This is a genomic window from Vibrio caribbeanicus ATCC BAA-2122, from assembly GCF_000165125.1.
Taxonomy (GTDB): domain Bacteria; phylum Pseudomonadota; class Gammaproteobacteria; order Enterobacterales; family Vibrionaceae; genus Vibrio; species Vibrio caribbeanicus.
The window spans coordinates 39,814-64,900 of the sequence record NZ_AEIU01000083.1 but is presented as its reverse complement, the minus strand read 5'-3'; the positions used below and the strand labels follow the sequence as shown (position 1 = coordinate 64,900).

At 41.8% G+C, this 25,087-nt stretch carries 21 protein-coding genes and 1 pseudogene; 5 read left to right on the top strand and 17 right to left on the bottom strand.

What is annotated here, in order from left to right; translation table 11 throughout:
* Positions 1 to 210: 210 nt before the first annotated feature.
* A pseudogene (locus RH40_RS13250) lies at positions 211 to 519 on the bottom strand (ABC transporter ATP-binding protein); the annotation flags it as partial.
* 380 nt (positions 520 to 899) lie between these two features.
* On the opposite strand from RH40_RS13250, the gene RH40_RS13245 reads away from it, so the two are divergent.
* Together RH40_RS13245 and RH40_RS13240 are read left to right on the top strand one after the other, a co-directional pair.
* Positions 900 to 1,328, top strand: coding sequence for a CesT family type III secretion system chaperone (locus RH40_RS13245; RefSeq protein ID WP_009602054.1), 429 nt, complete (start codon positions 900 to 902; stop codon positions 1,326 to 1,328).
* Positions 1,329 to 1,346: 18 nt separating this feature from the next.
* Positions 1,347 to 3,266: a hypothetical protein gene (locus RH40_RS13240; RefSeq protein ID WP_009602053.1), complete on the top strand. Its 1,920-nt coding sequence runs from the start codon at positions 1,347 to 1,349 to the stop codon at positions 3,264 to 3,266.
* Positions 3,267 to 3,763: 497 nt separating this feature from the next.
* Here RH40_RS13240 and glmS read toward each other — a convergent pair whose 3' ends face one another.
* On the bottom strand, positions 3,764 to 5,593 hold the full coding sequence (gene glmS, locus RH40_RS13235; protein WP_009602052.1) for a glutamine--fructose-6-phosphate transaminase (isomerizing): 1,830 nt from the start codon (positions 5,591 to 5,593) through the stop codon (positions 3,764 to 3,766).
* A gap of 103 nt (positions 5,594 to 5,696) precedes the next feature.
* Positions 5,697 to 6,458, bottom strand: a complete 762-nt coding sequence (locus RH40_RS13230) for a DeoR/GlpR family DNA-binding transcription regulator (RefSeq protein ID WP_009602051.1) — start codon at positions 6,456 to 6,458, stop codon at positions 5,697 to 5,699.
* A gap of 428 nt (positions 6,459 to 6,886) precedes the next feature.
* Between RH40_RS13230 and pykF the strand changes: the two genes are divergently transcribed.
* Positions 6,887 to 8,299, top strand: coding sequence for a pyruvate kinase PykF (pykF, locus tag RH40_RS13225; RefSeq protein WP_009602050.1), 1,413 nt, complete (start codon positions 6,887 to 6,889; stop codon positions 8,297 to 8,299).
* A gap of 171 nt (positions 8,300 to 8,470) precedes the next feature.
* Entirely contained in the window at positions 8,471 to 9,136 is a 666-nt protein-coding gene (locus RH40_RS13220; RefSeq protein WP_009602049.1) for a GntR family transcriptional regulator, read from the top strand.
* A 293-nt stretch (positions 9,137 to 9,429) separates the two neighbouring features.
* On the opposite strand, the gene RH40_RS13215 is transcribed toward RH40_RS13220, so the two are convergent.
* Both RH40_RS13215 and RH40_RS13210 read right to left on the bottom strand, forming a co-directional pair.
* Entirely contained in the window at positions 9,430 to 10,125 is a 696-nt protein-coding gene (locus RH40_RS13215; protein WP_009602048.1) for an oxidative stress defense protein, read from the bottom strand.
* 90 nt (positions 10,126 to 10,215) lie between these two features.
* Positions 10,216 to 11,112, bottom strand: coding sequence for a LysR family transcriptional regulator ArgP (locus RH40_RS13210; protein WP_009602047.1), 897 nt, complete (start codon positions 11,110 to 11,112; stop codon positions 10,216 to 10,218).
* 110 nt (positions 11,113 to 11,222) lie between these two features.
* On the opposite strand from RH40_RS13210, the gene RH40_RS13205 reads away from it, so the two are divergent.
* Entirely contained in the window at positions 11,223 to 11,846 is a 624-nt protein-coding gene (locus tag RH40_RS13205; protein ID WP_009602046.1) for a LysE/ArgO family amino acid transporter, read from the top strand.
* 43 nt (positions 11,847 to 11,889) lie between these two features.
* On the opposite strand, the gene RH40_RS13200 is transcribed toward RH40_RS13205, so the two are convergent.
* The 12 genes from RH40_RS13200 to vscY form a co-directional block, all read right to left on the bottom strand.
* Positions 11,890 to 12,756 (bottom strand): mechanosensitive ion channel domain-containing protein, encoded by an 867-nt coding sequence (locus RH40_RS13200; RefSeq protein WP_009602045.1) that lies wholly within the window; start codon positions 12,754 to 12,756, stop codon positions 11,890 to 11,892.
* A gap of 240 nt (positions 12,757 to 12,996) precedes the next feature.
* Positions 12,997 to 14,073 carry a class II fructose-bisphosphate aldolase gene (gene fbaA / locus RH40_RS13195; protein ID WP_009602043.1) on the bottom strand — a complete coding sequence of 359 codons (1,077 nt, stop codon included), beginning with the start codon at positions 14,071 to 14,073 and terminating at the stop codon, positions 12,997 to 12,999.
* A 142-nt stretch (positions 14,074 to 14,215) separates the two neighbouring features.
* Positions 14,216 to 15,376, bottom strand: a complete 1,161-nt coding sequence (locus tag RH40_RS13190; RefSeq protein ID WP_009602042.1) for a phosphoglycerate kinase — start codon at positions 15,374 to 15,376, stop codon at positions 14,216 to 14,218.
* A 134-nt stretch (positions 15,377 to 15,510) separates the two neighbouring features.
* Positions 15,511 to 16,536: an erythrose-4-phosphate dehydrogenase gene (gene epd, locus RH40_RS13185; protein ID WP_009602041.1), complete on the bottom strand. Its 1,026-nt coding sequence runs from the start codon at positions 16,534 to 16,536 to the stop codon at positions 15,511 to 15,513.
* Positions 16,537 to 16,914: 378 nt separating this feature from the next.
* Positions 16,915 to 17,913 carry a type III secretion system translocon subunit SctB gene (gene sctB, locus RH40_RS13180; protein WP_009602040.1) on the bottom strand — a complete coding sequence of 333 codons (999 nt, stop codon included), beginning with the start codon at positions 17,911 to 17,913 and terminating at the stop codon, positions 16,915 to 16,917.
* An 8-nt stretch (positions 17,914 to 17,921) separates the two neighbouring features.
* Positions 17,922 to 19,100, bottom strand: coding sequence for a type III secretion system translocon subunit SseC family protein (sctE, locus tag RH40_RS13175; RefSeq protein ID WP_009602039.1), 1,179 nt, complete (start codon positions 19,098 to 19,100; stop codon positions 17,922 to 17,924).
* Between the two features lie 3 nt (positions 19,101 to 19,103).
* On the bottom strand, positions 19,104 to 19,595 hold the full coding sequence (locus tag RH40_RS13170; protein ID WP_009602038.1) for a SycD/LcrH family type III secretion system chaperone: 492 nt from the start codon (positions 19,593 to 19,595) through the stop codon (positions 19,104 to 19,106).
* Between the two features lie 12 nt (positions 19,596 to 19,607).
* Positions 19,608 to 21,869 carry a virulence-associated V antigen gene (locus RH40_RS13165; RefSeq protein ID WP_009602037.1) on the bottom strand — a complete coding sequence of 754 codons (2,262 nt, stop codon included), beginning with the start codon at positions 21,867 to 21,869 and terminating at the stop codon, positions 19,608 to 19,610.
* Between the two features lie 10 nt (positions 21,870 to 21,879).
* Positions 21,880 to 22,170 (bottom strand): LcrG family type III secretion system chaperone, encoded by a 291-nt coding sequence (locus RH40_RS13160; RefSeq protein WP_009602036.1) that lies wholly within the window; start codon positions 22,168 to 22,170, stop codon positions 21,880 to 21,882.
* Positions 22,171 to 22,230: 60 nt separating this feature from the next.
* Positions 22,231 to 22,644, bottom strand: coding sequence for an LcrR family type III secretion system chaperone (locus tag RH40_RS13155; protein ID WP_009602035.1), 414 nt, complete (start codon positions 22,642 to 22,644; stop codon positions 22,231 to 22,233).
* Positions 22,644 to 24,761: a type III secretion system export apparatus subunit SctV gene (gene sctV, locus RH40_RS13150; protein ID WP_086009808.1), complete on the bottom strand. Its 2,118-nt coding sequence runs from the start codon at positions 24,759 to 24,761 to the stop codon at positions 22,644 to 22,646. Before sctV ends, RH40_RS13155 begins: the two co-directional genes overlap by 1 nt.
* Positions 24,745 to 25,083, bottom strand: a complete 339-nt coding sequence (gene vscY, locus RH40_RS13145; protein WP_009602033.1) for a type III secretion system chaperone VscY — start codon at positions 25,081 to 25,083, stop codon at positions 24,745 to 24,747. The genes sctV and vscY overlap by 17 nt, the downstream gene beginning before the upstream one ends.
* Positions 25,084 to 25,087: the final 4 nt, after the last annotated feature.

The window sequence follows — 25,087 nt, the reverse complement described above, 5'->3', positions numbered from 1 at the left end:
AGGTTAATTGGTTTTTAATCGTGTGTTTTGAACCTAAACTTTTTCGCTTCTAGAAAACAATATCTTGCAGATAAAGCCAAAGTTCAAAATCAAATAATCTAAGTTAAATATCGATATTAAAGTTTTAAAACGACTCAAAAATAATGTTTAAACCGTCATGGTCTTGAGCCATGAGCGGATAATCGTCCATGGGTAGTTGCTTTGACATTAGGAGTCTGCGTCAACTGAGAACAATTTCATCACACCAATACTGCGCAAAACTCCATCTGAGCTTGATGCATGTTAGCGACAATCTGCATGTATTTTTCTTGACGATGTCGGAATCCACGCATCATGGTGATCTGAACAACGAGTGCTACAGGCAGCGGCAATAGTGCAATAAGCACTAATCGCCAATCTAAATAACCTAGCAGTATTGTTAAAAAACAGGCATTAAAAGGCCGTTGATAACATCGGTACCATGATGAGCGGCTCCAAACTTTGGCAGTCATCGAACAAACGCTTCTCGATATCGGTCCTTATTCACTGCTTGGGTCTTCATACAGTTACGTCACGGTTTATAGAATAAGTAACTAGCCTTTTCCTTGCCTCAACCAAAAAACAGATGACCTGATTAGGATAAGTAGATATAGAACAGCAAAATGGGGGCTGATATTTTCAAACTGACATTTCTTAACCGCACAGGCGTTATGCCATGGGAGATTTATGATGGAAGGACTCTGCACACATGACCCTCTTAGTGGCTTTACTTAGAAATTTTCAGATCAATGATTATCGCTACGCCAGTCAGGGAAATAAAAATTCACCGATATAAAAAAATACGTCCAATTGATACAAAATTTCAGCCCCTTAATTGGTACTATCATCATTAAACCAAATAACTGTTCTTAAGATAAATTATGCAACCAAATAAAGAATTTGTAAGTGCTATCGAAAACTTACACCTTCTCTTATCTATCAATCAACCATTAAAAGTCGACGAAGTTGTTAGCTTTTTACTTGATGGGCAAGAAATCAATATTACTGAGTACCCTGTAGGCAAACTATTAATGTTTGCTAATTTGCCGAAAGAATTTTCTCCGACTGCAGAAGTTTTTAGCCAACAAAATATGTTTAGCCAAAGTGCCACGAAACCTGTGTTAGGCAAAGACGAAAAAACACAAAGCTGGGTGTTATGGAGCAGATCAGATATCAATCACGCAGATGCTATTTCATTAGAAGAACAGTTGACATCTATCATTGAAACTCTTGATCAAATATGGCTGAAAGAGTCCACGACATTTGATGGCATACAGATATCAGACTCAGATAAATATCTAATAGTATAAAATTTAAAGGATCTTATAATGGCAATATCAACTGTATCAACTCAGTCCCCAGAGATTAACATTCAGCATAATCAAGGCAGCCAGCAAATCTCAGGAAAGTTAGGGGAAAAAAGCATCTCAGCGACAGCAACTTCTGTTGAAGCAAGTAATTTGGCACGAACCCATGACCCTATCTCTAATACCCCAAAGAAAGATTTAAAAGTACTCTTTAATGAGTCTCAATTTAACAAAGAAAAAGATACGAGAGGGTTTTCTTTTCAATTGTTGAAGGGAGGAGATAATAGGTTTGAGACATCAGTGACAAGAGGCATAACACATTACCAGAGCAAAGAATTAAAAAATGTCGTTACCCTGCTCAAAACCGTTCAAAATACGCCATCTGAAAATAATCTTTCCAAGTTAGAGAATGCACTGACAGTATGGCAAGAAAAAAAACCTAAAGAAGCTGAGAATAGGGGGGAGAGAGTCCGCGAATTACAATCAGAAATTAAAGGCTTAACGAGCAAAATTCAAGCCAACAGAGCTGAAGATGCTGGAGTGTTGAAGCTTTCTATTGATCCCCAAAAAGCGGACTTGTTTCATAGCTCGTCAGTGACTTTAGACCAATTTGGTAGAGTTCAAGGGCTAGGTCAAATATCTCAGGCCAAAATTGATATCCTTAAGAACAGTACCACAACACCATTGACTGAATTGAACTCAATGGCAGAAAGAACTGCACCTAAAACAGAGAGTGAAAGCATCATAGAATTTGCTTTTAAATTTTCTCAAAGTAGCGATCCAGAAGTACAAGAGCTGGCGAATGAGGCTAAGTCATTATGGATGTCAGGAGGAGTGAATAAAGACTCATTAACGAACCTATTAGAAAAAGCAAAAGATAAGCTTGCAAATGATGACCCATTACAGAGTGTTGTGAGCAAGCAAATTTCAGATGTAAAAAAAGAAAAGCATAATAACCAATATATGGATGCTCTTTTTAACCGCCGTTTTGATTCAGAAATTGCTCACAACATGGTCAAAAATCCATCAAAAAATGCACTAGATAATGCTAAGCAAATTGGAGAATATTTGGCTAATGATTTCTCGAGAAGAATGGTAGATAGAGAAAAGTCATCAATAGATCAGAAATTAAACTCTTTTGCAAACATGATAAGTACGGATGTTCGTCCATGGTTTAGCAGAGTACCCGAAGTCACCACATTCATTGCCTCACCCACAATGGAAAACTTTGATAAGATGATGCGCCAAGTCGATGACGGCTTTGGTATGATTAAAATTCCGTTTCTCGCGGTTAAATTACACACCGATGGCACTATGGGGTTCGATACAAAGTCTTACAAGATGGATGGGGATAAATTTTACGGCCAAGCAATAACTAAAGCTCGTTCACCTTCAGATCAAACCATCAAACCAGCTCAAACACCACAAACCAATCATTATGGAACAGGTTTAGCTTATCAACCTAAAGGAGCTGTATACGATGACTTTATCAGTGGTAGAAGTGTTCCTGACACAAAAATACTTGGGCAAGAATTAAGCCAACACGATAAAAATGCTTTTGAGAATAGTGCTGCAGTTGTTACTGGTGCATCTGGCTCAACCAATATCATGACCCATATGGCAAAATATTTAGCCAAAGAAAATGACAATTTTTCAACAAAGCAGAGTCAATTAAATACGCTGGCTTTCCTGACTTTTGATGGTGGTCATTCTCTTAATGAAAGCATGTCTGTTTATACCGCGCTTCAAGCTGAGGGTGATGAGAGAGTAAAAGCACTCAATAATTATCATATTAATTATGAGGATATTATTGCCCTTGCCGAGCAAGATAATAAAGCAGGTGTCGCTGATTCAATAGAAAAAGCCTACACATCAACTTTACAGTTCTACGAGCAGAACGCTTACTCATCACCGAAAAATAATCAGATTATTATGGGTTAATGATCCTGAGATTGTTATCTATGCAGTGTCATCCTTGCTAGCTGTTGTTCTGGTAAGATCAATCAAAAGATAACACTGCATTTGCTAGCTTTTACTCTGTAAACCAACAACAAGTTTTCGGGTACCTGTAATAGCCCGAGAGCCCCAAATAGGCCACCTTTGTACAATTCACTCATGGATGAGTATCAAAGATTCTATAAAGGCGGCAATATTCGCACTTTCTGCAAGTTTGGGCGCCCGTATGGTTCAGAACATTTTCCAGTAGAGGTTAGCTCTTAGCCTCATCTGGATGCGTAAAAACAGGGTATATTGGCAAAAAAAGCCTTCCTTCACCTCCCCCTTCATTAATTGCTTTTCAGATCAAACCTACTTTAACTTTACCGCAATAAAAACCCGGTTAACGTTTGCTCGCTTAACCGGGCTCAGAATATTTAAAGGTTATTGTTTGGTCTAACCTCTATTGTCTTTCACAGTCTCGAAGGGTCAAAAAGCCCTAGTTACTCCACCGTCACTGATTTAGCAAGGTTACGCGGCTGGTCAACGTCCGTGCCTTTGATAAGTGCGACATAGTAAGACAGCAATTGCAATGGTACTGTGTATATAATCGGTGCAATGAAATCATCACAATGAGGAACACTAAGCACCTTCATAGTTTCGTCACTCGCAAATGCCGCGTTCACATCAGCAAAGACATACATAAGTCCACCACGAGCTCGCACTTCTTCAACATTAGACTTAAGCTTCTCAAGCAATTCATTGTTTGGAGCTACCACTATCACGGGCATCTCAGCATCAATTAGGGCTAATGGACCATGCTTAAGTTCACCCGCAGCGTATGCTTCGGCATGAATATAGGAAATTTCTTTAAGTTTTAATGCACCTTCCATCGCAATAGCAGACTGCTCTCCCCTACCGAGAAAGAGTGAGTGATGCTTATCAGCAAAGTCTTCTGCCAATGCTTCGATAGCATCCGCCATAGACAGCGTCTGTTCAATCTTGGTCGGTAAAGATTGTAGAGCCGTCACTAATTGAGCTTCTTGCTCCTCGGTCAATGCATTATAATGACCGATAGCGCCAGCCAGCATTAACAATCCAGCAAGCTGCACTGTAAATGCCTTGGTCGAAGCAACACCGATCTCTGCTCCAGCTTTCATCATATATGCCATATCCGACTCACGGACCAAAGATGAACCCGGTACGTTACAAATCGTCAGACTCGCCATATAGCCCATTTCTTTAGCCAAACGCAATGCTGCCAGAGTATCAGCGGTTTCCCCTGATTGCGAGATAGTTACCAAGAGAGAATTTTCAAATACATGAGACTTCCTGTAACGAAACTCCGAGGCTATTTCTACATTACAAGAAACACCTGCCCATTCCTCTAGCCAATAACGAGCCACTAAACCTGCGTGATAACTTGTCCCGCAGGCAATAATCTGCACATGTTTGACTTGGCTGAGTAATTCCGCAGCATTTTCACCAAATGCGGCTGCATTTACCTGCCCGTTAATAAGGCGTCCTTCCAGTGAGCGTTGTAATGCCAGAGGCTGTTCATGAATTTCCTTCATCATATAGTGGCGGTATTCGCCTTTATCACCAGCATCATGAGAAACATTACTCTCTTTAACTTCGCGTTCTACCGAATGACCATTTACATCAAAAACAGATACTTCACGTCGGGTAATTTCAGCGACATCGCCTTCTTCTAAAAACATAAAACGACGCGTGACATTAAGTAAAGCTAGTTGGTCAGATGCCAAAAAGTTTTCACCAATACCAAGCCCGATTACTATTGGACTTCCTGAACGGGCAACAACAATTCTCGTTGGGTCTTTACGATCAAAAAGAACCGTTCCATAGGCACCATCAAGTTGCTTCACCGTATTTTGTAGTGCTTCACGAAGTGAATCACATTGGCGGCTTTCCCAATCTACTAAGTGGGCGATCACCTCAGTATCAGTCTGAGATTCAAATACATAACCTCGTGATACCAATAACTCTCGTAAAACCTCGTGGTTCTCAATAATACCATTGTGGACCACAGCAATATCACCAGACATATGTGGGTGGGCATTGATTTCGGAAGGTTCACCATGAGTCGCCCAACGAGTGTGGGCAATCCCAGTCCCTCCTTTGGCCTCGTGCTCTTCTAGCGCATCAGCCAATTGTTGAACCTTACCTAAGCGACGTAGACAGTTGAAATTCTCATTTTCATCCACAATCGCCAGTCCCGCAGAATCATAGCCTCGGTACTCTAAACGACGCAGCCCCTCAACCAAAATTTCAGCAACATCACGCTGAGCTACGGCTCCAACAATTCCACACATGTTTTAACTCCAAATTAAACTTTAAAAAAGTATGCCACTGCATACTCATTGAATTAAGGAAATCTCTGCGTACAACCCAGCTATCTCGAAATACAGAATAGACTTAAGCACAGAGCACTTTTACACCCCGAGCCTCAATGCAGTTTTTAAGCTCAGGCTCTACATCTTTATTGGTCACTAGCACATCAATGGCTTGCCAAGCTAGCTCTAAGTTAGGGATTTTTCGACCAATCTTTTCTGATTCAACCATAACAATGACCTCACGAGACACCTCAGCCATCACCTTACTTAGACCGATCAATTCGTTGAACGTTGTTGTTCCTCGATCTAAATCAACGCCATCAGCGCCAATAAATAGTTGGTCAAAATCGTAGGAGCGCAGGGCTGACTCAGCCACTTGTCCTTGAAAAGATTCCGAGCGGGCATCCCAAGTTCCCCCCGTCATCAATATCGTCGGTTCATTTTCTAGTTCACTGAGCTTATTTGCCACACTCAAAGAATTGGTCATGACAACCAAGCCCCGTAGCATATTAAGTTGTTCGATAAGCGCACCTGTCGTGCCGCCACTATCGATCACTATTCGGTTATGATCACGGATTAGCTTGGCGGCTTCTTTTGCAAGTTGGTTCTTTCGAAGTGAAACCTTTGTGTTCATTGCATCATTGACGACTTCTTTAGGTAAAGCAATTGCACCACCATAGCGTCTCAGTAACTGACCATTTTCTTCTAATGAAGCTAAGTCTTTGCGAATAGTGACTTCTGATGTTTCAAACTGTGCAGAAAGCGCTTCAACACTCACTTCACCCTGCTCATTGACCATGGTCGAAATAGCATGACGTCTAAGCTGTGTGTTCCTTTTTGACATATAACCAAATAAATAAAGTTTCGCAATGAAACCAATTATAACCAAAACGAAAGATTAAACACTATTTATTTTGATATAAAAAATAAATAAGAAAGGTAAAACCGACCATTTCTACCACTTTTAGACCGTGATATTGGTTGGATTCAGTGATAGAATTTACAACCGAAAAGAAAAAAAATTACAGAAAATAGTGTAACTTCTTTACGAATTCGTCATTTTCTCCATGCAGTATGGGACATTTCTGCACTAAGTCGCCGCTAAATTAGTTATTTTATAACTAAAAAGTGTGAAAGACTTTCAGATCAGATGAACCAATAACGCTCGGTATAATGACAAATACTGAGCTGATGATTGACGTAAAGCCGACTCAATTTTCGCTTGATAAACGACTTTCACATTGTAACTAGATTGACCGGAGAGTACTTTCCATGAAAAAGACCAAAATCGTATGTACGATTGGCCCTAAAACTGAGTCTATTGAAAAACTGACAGAGCTAGTCGCTGCAGGCATGAATGTTATGCGCCTAAATTTTTCTCACGGTGACTACGTCGAACATGGAACACGCATCAATAACTTCCGCAAGGTCATGCAAGAGTCAGGTAAACAACTTGCTATACTGCTTGATACTAAAGGGCCAGAAATTCGAACCATTAAGCTTGACGGTGGTCAAGATGTAGATTTAGTTGCTGGCCAAGACTTTACCTTCACGACGAATACTGACGTCATCGGTAATGCACAAAAAGTTGCTGTTACCTACCCCGGCTTTGCTTCAGATCTACAACCAGGAAACACCATCTTAGTCGACGATGGCTTGATTGAAATGGAAGTGACCGAGACGTCAGCAACAGAAGTCAAATGTCGAGTTCTAAATAACGGTGCTCTTGGTGAGAATAAAGGCGTCAACTTACCCGGAGTCTCTGTTAATCTGCCAGCCCTGTCAGAAAAAGACAAAAATGACCTTAAATTTGGCTGTGAGCAAGGCGTTGACTTTGTTGCGGCTTCTTTCATTCGCAAAGCATCCGATGTACAAGAGATACGTGAAGTTCTGACCGCTTTTGGTGGTGAAAACATTCACATCATATCAAAAATTGAAAACCAAGAAGGGGTTGACAACTTTGATGACATTCTCGAACTGTCCGATGGAATCATGGTTGCTCGAGGTGACTTAGGCGTAGAAATTCCTGCTGAAGAAGTTATTTTTGCGCAAAAAATGATGATTGAAAAGTGTAATCGTGCTCGTAAGATGGTCATCACTGCAACTCAGATGCTCGATTCAATGATTCATAACCCCAGACCAACAAGAGCAGAAGCTGGTGATGTTGCTAATGCCGTCATGGATGGCACGGATGCAGTTATGCTTTCTGGTGAAACAGCAAAAGGCAAATATCCTGTAGAAGCTGTTACTATAATGGCACAAATTGCGAATCGTACCGATGCCGCACTCAAAGCAGAGCTTGGGTCACGCCTTGATAGCCCTCGCTTACGCATCACAGAAGCCGTATGTAAGGGCGCTGTGGATACTGCTGAAAAACTCGCAGCACCTCTTATTGTTGTCGCCACTGAAGGTGGTAAGTCAGCGCGTTCAGTGCGCAAATACTTCCCAACAGCGAACATTCTCGCGCTTACAACAAATGAGAAGACGGCAGCCCAGCTTGTTCTGACTAAAGGCGTCACACCTATGCTTGTCAATACTATGGACAATACCGATGCCTTTTTTGTCGCTGGTAAAGAATTAGCGCTCCAATCTGGTTTAGGTCAACATGGTGATATTGTTATCATGGTTTCTGGTGCCTTGGTCGCTTCTGGTACTACAAACACTGCATCAGTTCATGTTTTGTAAGACATCATTCTCAATTAACATCACTTAATAGCAAATGGAGGCGATATGCCTCCATTTTCATATTTTTCTTCTTGCCCAAACTTTTGGTACGCCATATTATAAAGTCACTTATGCTGAAGGACTTATTGTGCGGTTTCAGTCTTTCCTTCCGAACACGCAGAGGAACGTATAGTGTCAACGCCAACCTTAACAGACAAAGTCTCACAACTTATTGAAAAAGACATCCTTACTGGAAAGTTAGAACCAGGAAGCAAACTCGTCGTCGCGGACTTAAAAACAAAATATCAAGTCGGCGCATCTCCAATCCGAGAAGCACTGGTAAAGCTTTCTTGGATTAACTACGTTAATCTAGAACCACAAAAAGGGTGTTGGGTTGCCGATATCTCTTCGGATGAATTGAAAGAAGTTTATGATGGTCTAAGGTTAGTATCCAAAGAGCTGTTGAGAAGAGCCATGAGAGAGAATAATCGAGGCTGGGAATTAAGAGTCATTAGTGCATTTCATCACTTAACTCGCGACTATCAAAACGTATCCGAACTCGATTGGTGTACTCAAGAAGATGCACAGCATCAATTTTACAGGGAACTGCTAAGCGGAACCCAAGCAAAAAATATGCACTTTTTATTCAATCACATGCTTAATCAGGCACATCGCTATCGTTACTTTGCACACAATAGTGGTTTGTCCGTGCTCAATTCAATCAATGATTACGAGAGTATTATCCAGCCATTCATCGACAGAAATATTGATGCAACACTCGAAAAACTTGATTTGGCCCTCACAAGAAATATGAGACAAATACAAGCCATCATAGAAAAAAGTGGTATTGCTGCCTGATATATACCTAAGTAACCTCAAGATACTAGGTTCAGCGAATGGCTTGCTTGATAGGCAAGCCAACAATTTGAGGATCTAGTCATCTAAATTGAATATCAATATCGACGCATGTAAAGCAAAACAACTCTCCTTCGATAGCGTGCCACAACGCTGATTTCATCATCAAACAACTGAAAAAGGGCTAACTACTCTGCAGCGGCATTTTCATTAAACTCAGCACCTTGGCATCACTCTAAGTCCTGCATCTTGAAGTCAGAGTCCGTAGCAAAACCTTGCTACGGAAGGCATGTGACTTAATCGAGCTTAAAGATGACCTCAACTCGATCACGAATTACAATGCTAGAGTCTTGATAGCTATTTGATTCCATTCTAGAGTCCATCGCCATGGCCCTTGTCGCAACAACCGGTTGCGAAGAGTTATTGTAAGTCACTCTCCATACACCCCCTAATTGTTGTCCAAACCCTTGCGCAACTGACTCTGCTTTCTGCTGAGCATCTTTAATTGCTGCTGCTCGTGCTCTCTCGATATAACTAGCCTTGTCTTTAACTTTGAGCTCAATATTATCGACCTGATTAATACCAGACTTTAACGCCACGTCGAGAAATTGATTGAGCTTACCAAGCTCCCCCACCGAAACTTTTATAGTTCGACTTGCACGATATCCAGTTAACTCAGCTTTGCCTTCTTTTGGATAATGGTACTGTGGCGCTAGATATAAATTAGAACTGGAAATATCCTCTTTTTTAACACCTTGAGATGCGAGTGCCTCTAAAAACTCTGTTACCGCTTGATCCACGGCTTTCTTCGCTCTTTCCGCTGTCGATTTAGATTCAATGACCTTTACCGAAAACTCAGCCATATCGGGTGTCGCCACTACCTGACCATACCCTGTCGTCATAAGGTGAGGTGAGTCTGGCGTTGAGCTGGCATGAACAACAGGTTGAACTAGAGCCACAGTACATAGCATCAATTTTGCGATTGTCTTCATTCTTATCTACCTAACGTTATCTGGTCTACCTTGACTTTGATTCGAGTTATCCTAAGTGGTTCCATATCATTTCAGCAATTTTCAACGCTCCTAACTCGAAAGTACCTTCTGTGCAAAACTTACAATTGATTGTGTGACTTCTTCCAACACACCAGACTCTAATTGCCAATGATGCCAATAGATTCGGTATGAACTTAAAAAGCCCGGCAATATATCAACGAGCTGCCCTGTCTCTAACTCTGTTTCGATTTGGAAACGAGGAATAAGACAGTAAGCCATGCCCTTAACAGCCATAGTAACAAAAGCTTCCGAGCTGGCGACCCTATGGATTCGTACATCTTCAGGCAACAAGTTGAAATGTTTTTTAAGAAACTGCTGATGCTGATTATCGTGTTGATCATAAGCGACGCCAGGAGCAACTTTTAAGCTCTCTATATTAACGCCATTGGTAAAATGGCGAGCAAAAAACTTCGGGTTGGCCACACACACATAGTCCACTCGACCTAAGTAGTCAGCCTGACAACCAGGAATAGGTCGAGACTCAAGGCTAATGGCTCCGGTGACTTCCCCACTTTTAAGTTTTTCGATCGCTCGTTTTTCATTGAGTACGGCTAACTTTAACTCAATATTTCTTGTGGTCAGCACACTTTCTAGTGAAGGTAGCAGCCATGTGGCAAGGCTGTCTGCATTGGTGGCAATTGATATTGTTAAGGGCTTATCGAGTTGATTATTGGTAAGCTCCGGTACTAGTTCATCTTCCAGTAATTGAACTCGATGATATAAACCGAGCAACTTTTTACCGACCACTGTCGGCTTAGGGGGCTGCTCTCTAATCAAAACCGGCTGTGCTAAGTATTTCTCCAGTTGTTTAATACGCTGAGATACCGCAGACTGCGAAATAAAAAGCGCCGTGGAAGCACGCTCGAAATTCCCCAATGTAATGACAGCCTCCAAAGCCTCAAGCCAACGATAGTCCATACCTCTCATAACTTCACCATAAGTAATACTAATGTATGTTTAAAATCATTAATTATCCTAATTAGATTAATTACATTATTCTCAGCATTCAATATTATTTCATTGAATGGGTGAGTAACGTGAACATATGGGTTTTATTGCAAGGGTTTGGCCTTGGAGCAAGTATGATTATTCCTATTGGTGCTCAAAACGCCTATGTTTTAAACCAAGGTATCAAAAGAAATCATCATCTTATGACTGCAACTATCTGTAGTTTCTTAGATGTTTTTTTCATTACCTTAGGTATTTTTGGTGGGGGCGCACTACTGTCAAGCAACCCGATACTACTGACAGCCGTAACCATCGGCGGTATTGCTTTTCTGATTTTTTACGGATTTCTATCACTCAAAAGTGCTATCAGAACTAACTCACAACCTGAATCTCAAACAGAAATGATGAGCCGGGGACGTAAATCTGTTATCGCTGGAGCCTTAGCTGTTACAGTACTCAATCCACACCTTTACCTTGATACTGTTGTCATACTCGGTTCGATTGGTGGTCAATTTGAGGGGCAAGACCGAATTGCATTTGCTATCGGGACAATGACTGCATCTTTTGTCTGGTTCTACTCTCTGTCTGTTGGAGCCGCGAAACTTGGGCCAGTATTATCCAAGCCAAGGGTTAAAAGAGCGATTGATATGATAGTTGCTATTACAATGTTTACGATTGCCGTTTTGCTATTTAAAGAGCTGATGACATCATAGATAAATCTGGATCAAGGCGGGGAAATATCCCCGCCATTGTTTTTTAGCTCTCAACTTTATTGAGATGAACATTCATTTGTGGGAAAGGGATATCTATGCCTTCTTTATCCAAACTTTCTTTGATAGATTGCAAGAGATCGAAATACACGTCCCAATAGTCCGAGGTGTTCACCCAAGGTCTAACCACGAAGTTCACCGAAGAATCTGCCAATGCCTGCACACCAACGACCACACCAGGATCTTTCAAGACACGAGAATCTGCCTCACAAAGTGCTAAAAGTAGCGACTTTACTTTATTCAAATCTGCACTGTAAGAAACACCGATGACTAAATCAATCCGGCGGGTTTTATGGCGTGAATAGTTGGTGATGGGGCTACCAATCACACTGCTATTTGGTACCACTACCATTTTATTATCAGGCGTAGTTAGTATCGTCTGAAAAATTTGAATAGAGTCCACTGAGCCCGCAACCCCACTGACCTGCACATAGTCTCCCGACTTAAAAGGTCTGAATATGACGATCAGGATTCCGGCCGCAAAATTCGACAAAGATCCTTGCAAAGCCAAGCCAATCGCAAGGCCTGCTGCACCAATTACCGCAACAACAGAGGCCGTTTGAACGCCTAAACGGCTCAGAGCCGCAACAAAGACAATCGCAAATAAAGCATAACGCAAAAGGCCATGAATAAATTGCACAACCGCCTTATCCATATTCTTCTTATGTAAGACCTTAGCCGTACCGTTGGCAATCGCTTTACTCAATAGGTAGCCAACAAATAGAATCAGGACTGCCGCAATAATATTGACACAATACTGAATAATAAGATCCGAGTGGTTGGTTAACCACCCGCCAAATTGTCCCATTTCACTGATGATTGGCATACTTGGTTGCTCTGATTCAGCAGCCATAAAAAGCCCCCTCTATTTTATAAATAAACAATTCCATCGACTCAATGTCTCATAACATTAATATCAATACGACAGGTTTATGATTTTTCTTTTCCGAATATATACCCAAGTCAAGTTCGACACCACGTTCAAAGTCATCACCCATACAATACTTAGATAAGTGAGTTGAGTTTGAGAATATATGAAAAGCAACAGATAAAAAAAGCCCGCTTTAAAAGCGGGCTTTTTTAAAATAGAAAATTACAGTACATCAACAGCGTTTAAATCAGAAAACGCTTGCTCTAAGCGCTTCACCATTGAAGACTGAGCAGAGCGCAACCAGACGCGTGGATCGTAGTATTTTTTATTTGGCGCATCATCGCCTGTAGGGTTACCGATTTGGCCTTGAAGGTAATCATGGTTATCCGCTGCATATTGGCGAATACCATCCCATGTTGCCCACTGAGTATCAGTATCGATGTTCATTTTAATCACACCATAGCTGATTGATTCACGGATTTCTTCAAGACTTGAACCTGAGCCACCATGGAAAACAAAGTTTAGTGCATTAGGCGCAATATCAAACTTCTCTGAGCAATAAGCTTGTGAGTCACGAAGAATCGTTGGAGTAAGCACAACATTACCTGGCTTATAAACCCCGTGAACATTACCAAATGATGCTGCAATAGTGAAACGGTGGCTGATAGCGTTCAGCTTCTCATAAGCGTACGCAACATCTTCAGGTGACGTATAAAGATCTGAAGCATCCATGTGAGAGTTATCCACACCGTCTTCTTCACCGCCAGTACAACCAAGTTCGATTTCAAGCGTCATGTCCATTTTTGCCATACGCTCAAGGTATTTAGCAGAAATTTCGATGTTTTCTTCAAGAGACTCTTCAGATAAATCAATCATATGTGAAGAGAATAGTGGTTTGCCTGTAGCGGCATAATACTCTTCACCCGCATCAAGCAAGCCATCAATCCAAGGAAGTAACTTCTTCGCAGCATGGTCTGTGTGCAAAATAACAGGTACACCGTAAGCTTCCGCTACGGAGTGAACATATTTAGCACCCGCAACTGCACCAAGAACTTGCGTTCCTTGACCTTCAAGTTTTAGACCTTTACCCGCGAAGAAAGCAGCACCGCCATTAGAAAACTGAATAATGACTGGCGCTTTTACTTTTGCCGCAGCCTCTAAAACAGCATTGACAGAGTCAGTGCCAACAACGTTTACCGCTGGTAGCGCAAAACTGTTTTCTTTCGCTACTTCAAACACTTTTTGAACGTCATCGCCAGAAATAACACCTGGCTTTACAAAGTCGAAGATCTTAGACATGGAAGTAATCCTATATTATCTGTCGTTTAAAAATAAAACTGAATCTGTTTTAAACGTTTGCTCACCACAGCGAAGATATTATCAAATCATCAGACCGTGGAGCAAACAAGAAAGCGGGAGGTAAACTCCCGCTTTTTACTTATTATTTAGCTCGCTCTTCAAGCATAGCAACAGCGGGGAGCACCTTACCCTCTACAAATTCAAGGAAGGCACCTCCACCCGTTGAGATATATGATACATCGGCTTTTATACCGAACTTATCGATCGCTGCTAACGTATCACCACCACCCGCAACGGAGAACCCTGCTGACTTCGCAATCGCCTCTGAAATGCCTTGAGTGCCGGCTGCGAAGTTCTTAAATTCAAACACTCCAACTGGACCATTCCAAAGGATTGTTTTGGCATCAGCAATAATGTCAGCGAGCGCTTGAGTTGATTCAGGCCCTAGATCGAAGATCATGTCATCATCAGCAACATCAGTAACAGACTTAATTTCAGCTTGCGCACTTTCATCAAACGCTTTTGCACACGCGACATCTGTGGCCACCGGAATTGAACACTCTGTCATCAATTTTTTCGCCGTATCCAAAAGGTCTGCTTCATAGAGTGATTTACCCACATTATGTCCTGCAGCAGCAATGAAGGTATTGGCAATTCCGCCACCAACAACCAGTTGGTCAGCGACTTTAGATAGCGATTCAAGAACTGTTAGCTTGGTTGAGACTTTAGACCCACCAACAATCGCAACCAATGGACGCTCAGGGTTATCCATGGCTTTACCCAAAGCATCAAGCTCTGCTGCCAAAAGAGGTCCAGCACATGCAATCGGTGCTTTCATTCCTATTCCATGAGTAGAAGCTTGCGCTCTGTGTGCGGTACCAAATGCATCCATAACGAAGATGTCACATAAAGCAGCGTACTGCTGTGATAACTCAGAGTCGTTACTTTTTTCGCCTTGGTTAAAGCGAACGTTTTCCAAAACCACTAACTCGCCAGCGTTTAGGTCCAAACCATTTAAGTAATCTTTGGCCAACTTAACATCACAGCTAAGCGCGTCGTCGAGGTAATCAACAACAGGTTGTAGGGAGAACTCAGGCGCATATTCGCCTTCTGAAGGACGACCAAGGTGAGAGGTAACCATTACCTTAGCACCAGCTTCAATACAATGTTGAATCGTTGGTAAAGAAGCAAGAATACGAGCATCAGAAGTTACCTTGCCATCTTTTACTGGTACATTAAGATCAGCACGAATAAATACTCTTTTTCCCGCCAGATCTAGGTCTGTCATCTTGATTACAGACATGATGAGTCCTCTCAAATATTCATTAAATAAAAGCTTAATAGCCTAGCAATCCAGCTAGACAATGCATTTCACTGGTAGTGATATGGAGATGATAACATTTATTTCAAGGCTAAAAATAATTATCACCTACAAAATTATTTTGCGTTTTGCATCGCCAATGCCGTATCTAGCATTCGATTAGCAAAACCCCACTCGTTGTCGCACCACACCAACATTTTGACCAAGTGACCATTGCTCACTCGTGTTTGTGTACCGTCGACAATCGCGCTGTGCGGATCATGATTAAAATCGATCGAGACCAGTGGAGCCTCAGTATAGTCAACAACACCTTGCAATGTACACCGAGACGCGTCAATTATCGTTTGATTTATGTCATTAACTTTCACATCAGTGTGAACGGTAACGCTTAAATCCATCGCAGTCACGTTAACTGTCGGCACTCTGACCGAAATAGCTTCAAATTTGTTGGAAAATTTCGGGAAGATTCTTTCAATGCCCTTATGTAATTTGGTATCGACAGGAATGATAGATTGGCTCGCTGCGCGAGTTCGACGTAGATCTGAATGATAGGCATCGATAACTTGTTGATCGTTCATTGATGAATGTATCGTGGTTATTGTGCCTGATTCGATTTCAAAGGCATCATCTAGCGCTTTTATAATCGGCACAATACAATTGGTTGTGCATGATCCATTGGAAACAATGACATGGTCAGGCATTAACGATGTATGGTTCACTCCATAGATAATAGTATTATCAAGGTCAGGACCTCCTGGGTGGGAGAATAAGACTTTGCCTGCCCCTGCTACTAAGTGTTCAAGCCCATCGCTACGTGATCCGAAAACTCCAGTACAATCAAGAACAATATCGACCTCCAAGTCTCGCCAAGGCAAAAGATCAATCTCCGCCAGATGAAGGATCCTTATCGAGTCAACATCTCCACCACTGTGGTGTACATAGATATGTTCTTGATCATTGGTAATCTTTTTACCAAAGCGCCCATGACTAGTGTCGTATTGTAACAAGTGCGCCATCGCATCTGGCTGAGCGAGTTCATTGACAGCAACAACCTTAATCTGTTGATTTTTTTCGCTCTCGTACACAGCGCGCAAAACATTACGACCGATACGTCCAAATCCATTGATCGCAATTTTTAGCATGATTCCATCACCCCTTGTCATTGTTATGCCATCGATAGTACCTGATAGCTTTATAAAGCGCATCCGCTTATACCCAAAAACCCTGCTTTTAATTCATTTCAGATCTTTATTGATATCCTCTCATCGTCATTCGATCACTCATCTCCCCTTTTGATCATAACCAAAAAGTGGACATTAATAACAAAACATAAACAAACTGAACTGAACTGAAATGGATTGGATTGGGCAAATCATGATGATTTGAATAAGAAGGCTAGCGAATGGGCTCTGCAAGGTGAGTTTATACCCAATCTCTGAATCACTGGCGGGGTTTGTCTCAAGTAGATAGAAGAGAATAAAAAAGCGCTGTAATAACAGCGCTTTGTATCTATATCCTATCTAAACATTGGCGGCGGTCCGAGACGCTTGATTCATAGCCTCTACATAAGTTCGGTATATTTCGAGGATATGGTTCAACATAGTGTCTACGTTAGCAATCCCCTCTCCGACTTTCTCTTTAGAAGCTTGTGCTAACGCCGCTATTATCTCTGCATCTTTAGTGGCCGCTTGGGCAGAAGTTTGATGAATATTCACCGCAGAGTTTGACATTTGCCCCGTAGTTTGAAGCACCGAATTCTTAGCAGCAAATGAGCTCGATAGCTTGTCAGATTGCGTTTTGTTAATTTGCAGCTCAGGATCTATGCGGGCTTTTATTTTTTCCGACTCTGCCTTTGCTTTATTCAACTGAGCCCGCATACTGTCACTAATACCTGCGGTATTTAATTTTTCTATGTCATCAGCTGCTTTTTGTTGCATTTTTACCTGATTACTTAAGCCCATATCAGACTTAAGGTTCTTGCTTGCTTTTGCTGAATTATTGGCACCGAAAGCGGCTGTAACACCCGCAACTACTCCGGAGACCACAGCCATAGCGATCATGGTGTAAGTCGAACTTCTTAATTCTGCAGCCTGTGTCTTAAGACTTGTCACGTTAGCGTTGGTGGCGATATCACGTTGGCGAGTCTGTTGCTCACGGCTAAGTTTGGTTATTTCAAGTAACAAATGGAAAAGAGACTTCGTTTCTGCAACCGCATCTGCTGAAGATTTAAAAATCGGCTCACTACTTACAGTGTTTAACACAGACTTGGTGAGTTGCATTACCGATGATCTTACTTCATTGATTACAGCTGAAACCTCTTGGCCTTGTTTACCAAACGCAGACACTATCGGCATTTCCAATTGATAATTTTTAATATTACCCATTGTCGCTTGGCTTACACCACCAACGGCACCCGCCTCCACTTTAGTTTGGGATGTTTTTTCGGCTCGATTCTGGCCAACCAACTCATTCGGAGCATTAACGCCTACTGAAGTAGCGTTATTTGTTATGTTTATCATAAAAATCCTTATACTATCGATTTGTTATTTTGAGCTACTGAATTTAAGACGTCATATCTTTCTTGAATTATCCTCATAAGGGCATCCATGATATGTTGGTTGCTCTCAAACACTTTGCTTATATTCTCTTTGATTTTATCCATCTGAGCATTGATAAGCTCCATTGCTGCACTTGAGTTTTTAAGATCAGCTTCAATGCCTGTGACATTAGCTCTTTTAATACCAGACACTAAATTTGAGACTCCTTGGCCAACATTAGCGAGCACGTCTGTCGTTTCCGAGCTTATCTTGACCGCTTTTGCTGATGTTGACGCTGCCTTAATATTGATTTCAGCAACCTTCGTAAGACCGTTGCCTACTTTTGTTGAAAGGGAATTGACCGTTTTAAGGATTGTTTGAGGAGCCTTCGCAGTGACTTCTGCCAACTTAGCTGCACCAGCCCCGCCAAAGGTCACTACCACTGACACAACAGTGACCGCTATCGATAGAGCCATTAGGACTTTTTGTGCTATCGGGTTATCTACTCCAGCATGATCCAGAATTCGAGTAGTAGCATCTATCACGCCACCAACAATCATAGCCACACCTGCAACAGCACCAGCACCTGTTGCTATCATCGCAATGCCAGCTAGCACAGAAGCAGCGACACTAATCCAACCAAAAACTTTACTTGCTAATCCCGCCTTTTGAGCTTCTTTTGCAGCAGCCTCAGATTCAATAAGCTTCTCGGCGTTTGCATCCATCTCTTTTTTGTGACGTTCTTTTGTAATACTTAAATCTTGCTTTTGTATCGAAGATTGAGCACCTTTAAGCTGATCTGTAATTTTCGCTAATTCCAGTTCAAAGTCAGCCGCATCGCTAACCTTAGTTCTGATATTAGGCGAGCCTCCGATGATAGAATCGACAGATTTCAGCACAGTGGAATACAAGCGTGTCATTGCTTGCATTGCTTGCATTCCTGTGATGGTGAACTCGTTTATTGTGTCATTTACTGCCGCATTGGGAGGATCAAGCTGAATACCCGATTTACCCACTTTGGGCACATCAGTACTTTTACTTTTTACGTTTTCAAAAGTCACAGCAGGTGTTGCAGAGGATGCAACTCCAGTCACTTTATCTGACGTAGTTTGATTTGAGTCAGGGGTAAAGACCTGACTCTGGTTGCGGTCAAGTGCAATAGAATTCATATTCTAACTACTCCTTTTCTTTCTCACCGCTTCTAACATGATGCCTGCTTGTTGATGTATGTTTTCATACTCTGACTTCCCAGCAGACATCTCCTTTGCACTATAAAACCCACTCTCTGCCTCTGCTAGTTGATCAAGCTCAACATGGCATTTTGCAGAATAAAATGGTGGGCGTGGATCATTGATATCCACTAGTGCGGCGTAGCTGTAGGCATCTATCGCCTGCAGGTACTCACCTAACTCCTGACGAGTCGCACCTAAACCGATAAAAAATCTTGCTTGATAATGATCAAACATGGCAAGTAGTTGGAAAATCTTCGATGCATCCTCCAGCTTACCAGACTGGAAAAAGTTATATCCAACTGAATAAATATGCTCAATCGTATCGTCTGATACATCATGCAACATCTTTAACGTTCCACCTTCATCAAAAAATGCAAGCATTTCCTCTGTGTTTATTTGAGAAGGATCAATTGTGGTAGTTGGTGTCGTCATGGAAAGTTACCCTTATATCGCTCGTAAGATGGTTTCAATAATGTTCATGTACTTTTGGATGAACTTGTTCATTGCTTCAATGGTATTGAGATATTGAGAATTGGTATCGTTCAGATCCGTCGTCTTCAGTTGCACATCAGTATTCACCAATTTGGTCGTCTCACTGAGCTGGTTAGAAAGGTTCGATAACTTTTGGGAATCTTTCGTATCCTGATATGTTACGGCTGTATCAAAATTATTGATTTTGTTCGTTAAAAAATCTACATGCGTCAACTTGATGTCTTCTTTGTCGGGTATGATCCCTCCATTGGGGTGTCGGTATTCGGGTTTAATATAGCGTTCAATATATTTTGGGGAGAGCGTCAAATCTGTTCTCGCAAGCCCACCGATAAAATATTTTCCATCTAAAGGGGGAGTAATGGTTTTATAGCTCACCAGTTCATGAATAGACTCTCGCTTATCTTCCTTGATATATTTTGCGATATTAGATGGCGAAAGAATAAAATCCTCTCCCTTAATAGTAATGCCCGCCTTCCCAGCTTTTTTTATTGCCTCTTGATCTAAATGTTCCGCTTTGACTTCGACTCTTGGGAAGTCAAGTCCTTTATTTTCTCTATATACATTGGCTAGCTCACGATATATCGCTGACTTTTCATAGTCATTTTCGGACATTTTGAAGCTTTCGTGATTTAAGAAAAGTTCCTTGGGTTTATAGACCCCACTCTCACCAGGCTCAGAACCTTTTTTCTGTACCTCTTGTATCTGAGATTGTATTGCCCCGAAGATTTTTAGTTGTGCAGTAAGAGCCTCAAGTTGTTCTTTGTGTTCATCTCTTTTAGCTAGACGATTTAAACGCCGTTGCTCAAAAGCCAGCAACACACGCTCATCCATTTCCCCTCCGATATTAGCCTTGATAACAGAAAGAAGGTCTTTAGCAGTTAGCTGATGTTGTCTTTCAATGTTATAAACCGGCTGACCGTTTTCTAGTTTAATTGTGCCATTAGCATTTTTCTCTGGTTGCAGCTCTTCTATGGTAATTTGTTTGAGACGAGTTGAGAGATACGCTAAATCGTTCCTCATCTCACTGAAACGTTGGGGAAATTCTAACGCCAGATCTTTTGTGCCTTTAGAAAGAACATTATGGAAAAGCACCTTGAGGTCTTTATCAAATAAGGCAACAGTGTCTCTCTTTGCCTCATTTATAATTTTTTTATACTGCTCTTCTGATATTTGCTTAAGCTGCAAAGAATTAATTTCTTTATCTGTCCGAAGAGATGATATTTGACCTTCAACAACAAAAGAGGCCACAAACGAAAATAAACTTGTTATATTTAGCGTAGCACTGCTGTCTTTGAGTTCTTTCATCGCCTTATCAAATGCGCTTTGTAGGCTACCTACTAATTCAGTGCTAGGGGGATAATCTTTAAATTGTTGCTTGACCTGCTGTGAAAGCTTACTAATCACATCTGTAAGTTGCTTTTGAGTGACACCTGGTACCCAAGTTATTTTTTCAGCCAGTGACTGGATATCACTGACCTCAAAGGTACCAATACCTTTTAAACTCTCATTCAGTGCGGTTTCAAGGGCAGATTGAAAGCGCGCTTTCGTTAATGAAAAATCAGCTTGTCTCATCTGGTGAATGTTCACCGAAGCACCATTACCAAGCGATTCAAAAGCACTACTTAGAAACTTAGCCGCATTTTCATCTGCTCTTTGTGGACGAAAAGAAGCTCCGAGATCTTGTAAAAAACCTTTAATTTCTTGGGTTTTTTCATTTAAATTATCCGCTGTTAACCCTGAAATTTGTTGAGCTTGAGTACTCTCAGCACCGAGACGGAAGTTGCTGATAAAACCACTGGGAAGACCGGGACTGACCGAATCCTCCAGCTTACTTTCAAACCAAGATCGAAAGTGATTAGCAAGCGTCGCATTCACTTTGTTTATGACATCATTTGCCTCAGCCAAGCCATTAGTTGCTGGTATTGCCTTGACCCAATCATTCACAACGTCGACGGAAAGCGTACCCGATATGGCCTCTTGCTTTTTGACTAGCTGAATCAGCGCGCTAGCGTACTTCTCGGCGTTTTCTGTTTCATTAAGATTTTCGATCGCCGGAAGTTTTGCCACCAATGGCTTCAGTTGATCGATAGCAGACTTTTCAAGTTCTAGGCTCAGTTTATCAACCAACGCCTCTTCAAATGAAACTTGAAGAACGGAAGTCGTTGTTGTCTTTGATGCTCCAATTACAGAGCTTACGGGTGTCATGTTCGTCATGTAAAAATCTCTATATCACCATACCGCGCATCATGGTCGGTCGCTTGCGCCGAGTACCTTGGGTGTTTGTTGTTTGTAGCTGGGGCTGCTGTTGTCTACGACGTTGAACTTCTTCAACAAGCTCTTGCTCCGCGAGCTTCATCACTTTGGGTGAGGTATTAAGTCCGCTAAGCAAGAGTTCTCCCGCCACCGGACCTACACCTAACCCTTCGAGTAGTTCATTGAAAATATCGCCTCTATCTTCTGCGCTACGGATAGCAAGTTCAGCTTTTTCAATGGTTTCACTAAAGGGTGATTTCATCTTTGTACCTATTTTAAAGTGATGCATCTAAAAGATGCTGTCAGTAATGGTCGCAAGTTTTTACTTTTTTCTTTTTTTTAGGGGGCGATAGTCACTAAGACGTAAAAAGTACCAATCTTCCTGTTGATCATGACTTGCACCACAGGCTCTTAAATAAAACTGTGCGAGACGATGACTGCTCATAGTACTGTTACGAAATACGTCGACATTGCCACGAAGAACCCAACTTGATGGGTATAACGCAATTGCATGTTCTGCGAGTAAAAACAGGGCTGAGAAAGGATTACTCAACCCTAAGTTAGGGTTAATTCTTCGTAGTAACGTAATGATGATTTCACCTTCTTCGACTCGAAAAACTAACTCCATACCGTCGTAAACATATCTTTGCCCCAGCACTATGGTGCTTTTTTGCCAAAAGTAAGGCGTCACTTCGAGACCTGACGCCGTTAAAGACTCGGAGAGCTTACACACCATTATGTGCCTACCCTGCCTAGTGGTTGGATATTGATTTGTTGAGTCAACTCTTGGAAAGATAATACCGGTAACTCGTAGTAATCAGATTCGATCAATTTGCGAACATATCGTCGCACATCCATTGACACGACTAATACTGGCTTGTTAGGCATACGACTCAAATCCCCGATGGTTTGTTTAACATCGCTTACAAACTGTTGAGTTACAGAAGGATCCAGTGCTAAGTAGCTGCCCCCTGATGTTTGACGGATGCCATTTCGGATCGTATCTTCCAGACTTTGATCAAGTAGATATGCAGGTAACATATTTTGACCACTGGCGTATTTGTAACAGATATAACGTTTCAAACTGGTTCGAATGTATTCAGTAAGCTGTATGACGTCTTTCTCTTTTTGACCCCACTCAACCATGGCTTCCAGAATCACTCTCAAGTTACGAATAGAGATGTCCTCCGAAACCAAGCGTTGAAGGATTTCGGTCATTTTTTGCAAAGGAACGATACGCTGTGCCTCTTTTACAAGCTCTGCGTAACTGCCTTCCATTTGTTCAAGTAAATAACGCGTTTCTTGAATACCGATAAAATCTTGCGCAAATTCTTTCAATACATGGGATAAGTGATAGGTCAAAATGCGATCAGGCGTTAAGAAACCAACTTGGCTTTGTTCAAGTTTTTCCTGATGGTTTTGATCAACCCAGAGAGTCTCGATACTGGGAAGGAAGTCATCCTCTTTTTCATAAGGAATACCCAGCAAATCAACTTGCTCGTTACCTTCTGTAATCAGTAACTTATCACTCTCAATTCGACCACGAGCAACTGGTACTTCCTGCAATTGAATCAAGTATTCACTGTCTTTCATTGCTTCATTGAATCGCAAGTGAATCCCCGGGAAAGGCACACCTAGATCGAGGTATAATGCCCGCCTTACTCTAGCAAGCTCATCATTGAGGGCGACCGCCTCCAAGCTTTCTTGTAAACGTGAGTCTAAATCAATGAGAAGAGGAACCGTCATGGCGAATTCTTCTTGCTCACCGAGTTTACCTTTACTATTACGGGATACTGTTGGTTTGGCCGCTGGCGAGCCAGCGCCTTGAGCGACAAAACTCGATAGATCAGACTGGTCAGATTCGCTCTGCTTTTTTTGTTGGTAGAACAGAAAGAAGCCGCCGCCCCCTACCACTAAAGCTAAAACAAGAAAAGTAACCTTAGGGAAACCGGGAATAAGCGCAAATAAGACCAACAAAACGCCACCAATCAGCAAAGCTCTCGGTTGTGCAATTACCTGACCACCAATATCTGAGCCAAGATCGTTCGATTCTTCATTAGAGACTCGCGTAACGATAATACCTGCAGTAATAGCAATAAAAAGCGCAGGAATCTGAGAAACTAGACCATCTCCCACCGTCAAAACGGAAAACAATTCAAGAGCCTCGCCAGCCGACATGCCTTTCTGAGTCACCCCAATCATGACCCCACCAAGAATGTTCACCACAATAATGATCAAGCCCGCAATAGAATCTCCTTTTACGAACTTCATGGCCCCATCCATTGAACCATACATTTGGCTTTCTTTTTCAATCAGAGAGCGACGGTGACGAGCTTCGTTTACATCGATCGCCCCTGCACGCATGTCACCATCAATACTCATTTGCTTTCCAGGCATTGCATCAAGGGAAAATCGAGCACTAACCTCTGCGACCCTCTCAGAACCTTTGGTGATCACCATAAACTGAACGATGGTAATGATGAGAAACACTACGATACCAACAACTAAGTTTCCTCCAACAACAAAGTTACCGAAAGTAGAGACGATCTGTCCGGCATCACCTTGAAGCAAAATCAATCTCGTTGTCGTGATAGAAAGAGAAAGACGAAATAGCGTGGTGATCAGAAGAACAGCAGGAAATGCCGAAAATTCGAGTGGTGAGGTGATGTAGATAGCCAGCATCAATAAGACCACCGCTATACTCATATTTGCACCAATAAGCACATCAACCAATGCTGTTGGCAGAGGCAAAATCATCATAAAGACGATCGCCAACAACATCACGGCAAGCATGATGTCTTTTCGTTGCCCAATTTTATTTATGATACTAATCAACTTATTCATTTGATTCACTATTTATAGATTGTAGATAACGTCGATGAGCTTTACGTGCTCCCTCAACATCATTTTGCTTCCATCGAGCTTGGCTAAGACAAAACCACAGCCCAGTTTGGTTTGAGTGTTTTGCCTTTAACAAGCTTTCACATAATTCGACTGTACGAGTAAGCTGGCCTGAATTTAGACACGCAACCGCCAAGGCTTGACGTGCCTCTTGATGTTCAGGATCCGCTTCTAATAAGGCATCCAACAAAGTGATAGCCTGTTCGGGTTTCTGGTATTGAATTTGGAGCGCCGCATGGACAAGCAGCAATTCCCTATCTTTTGGTTGTAACATGAAG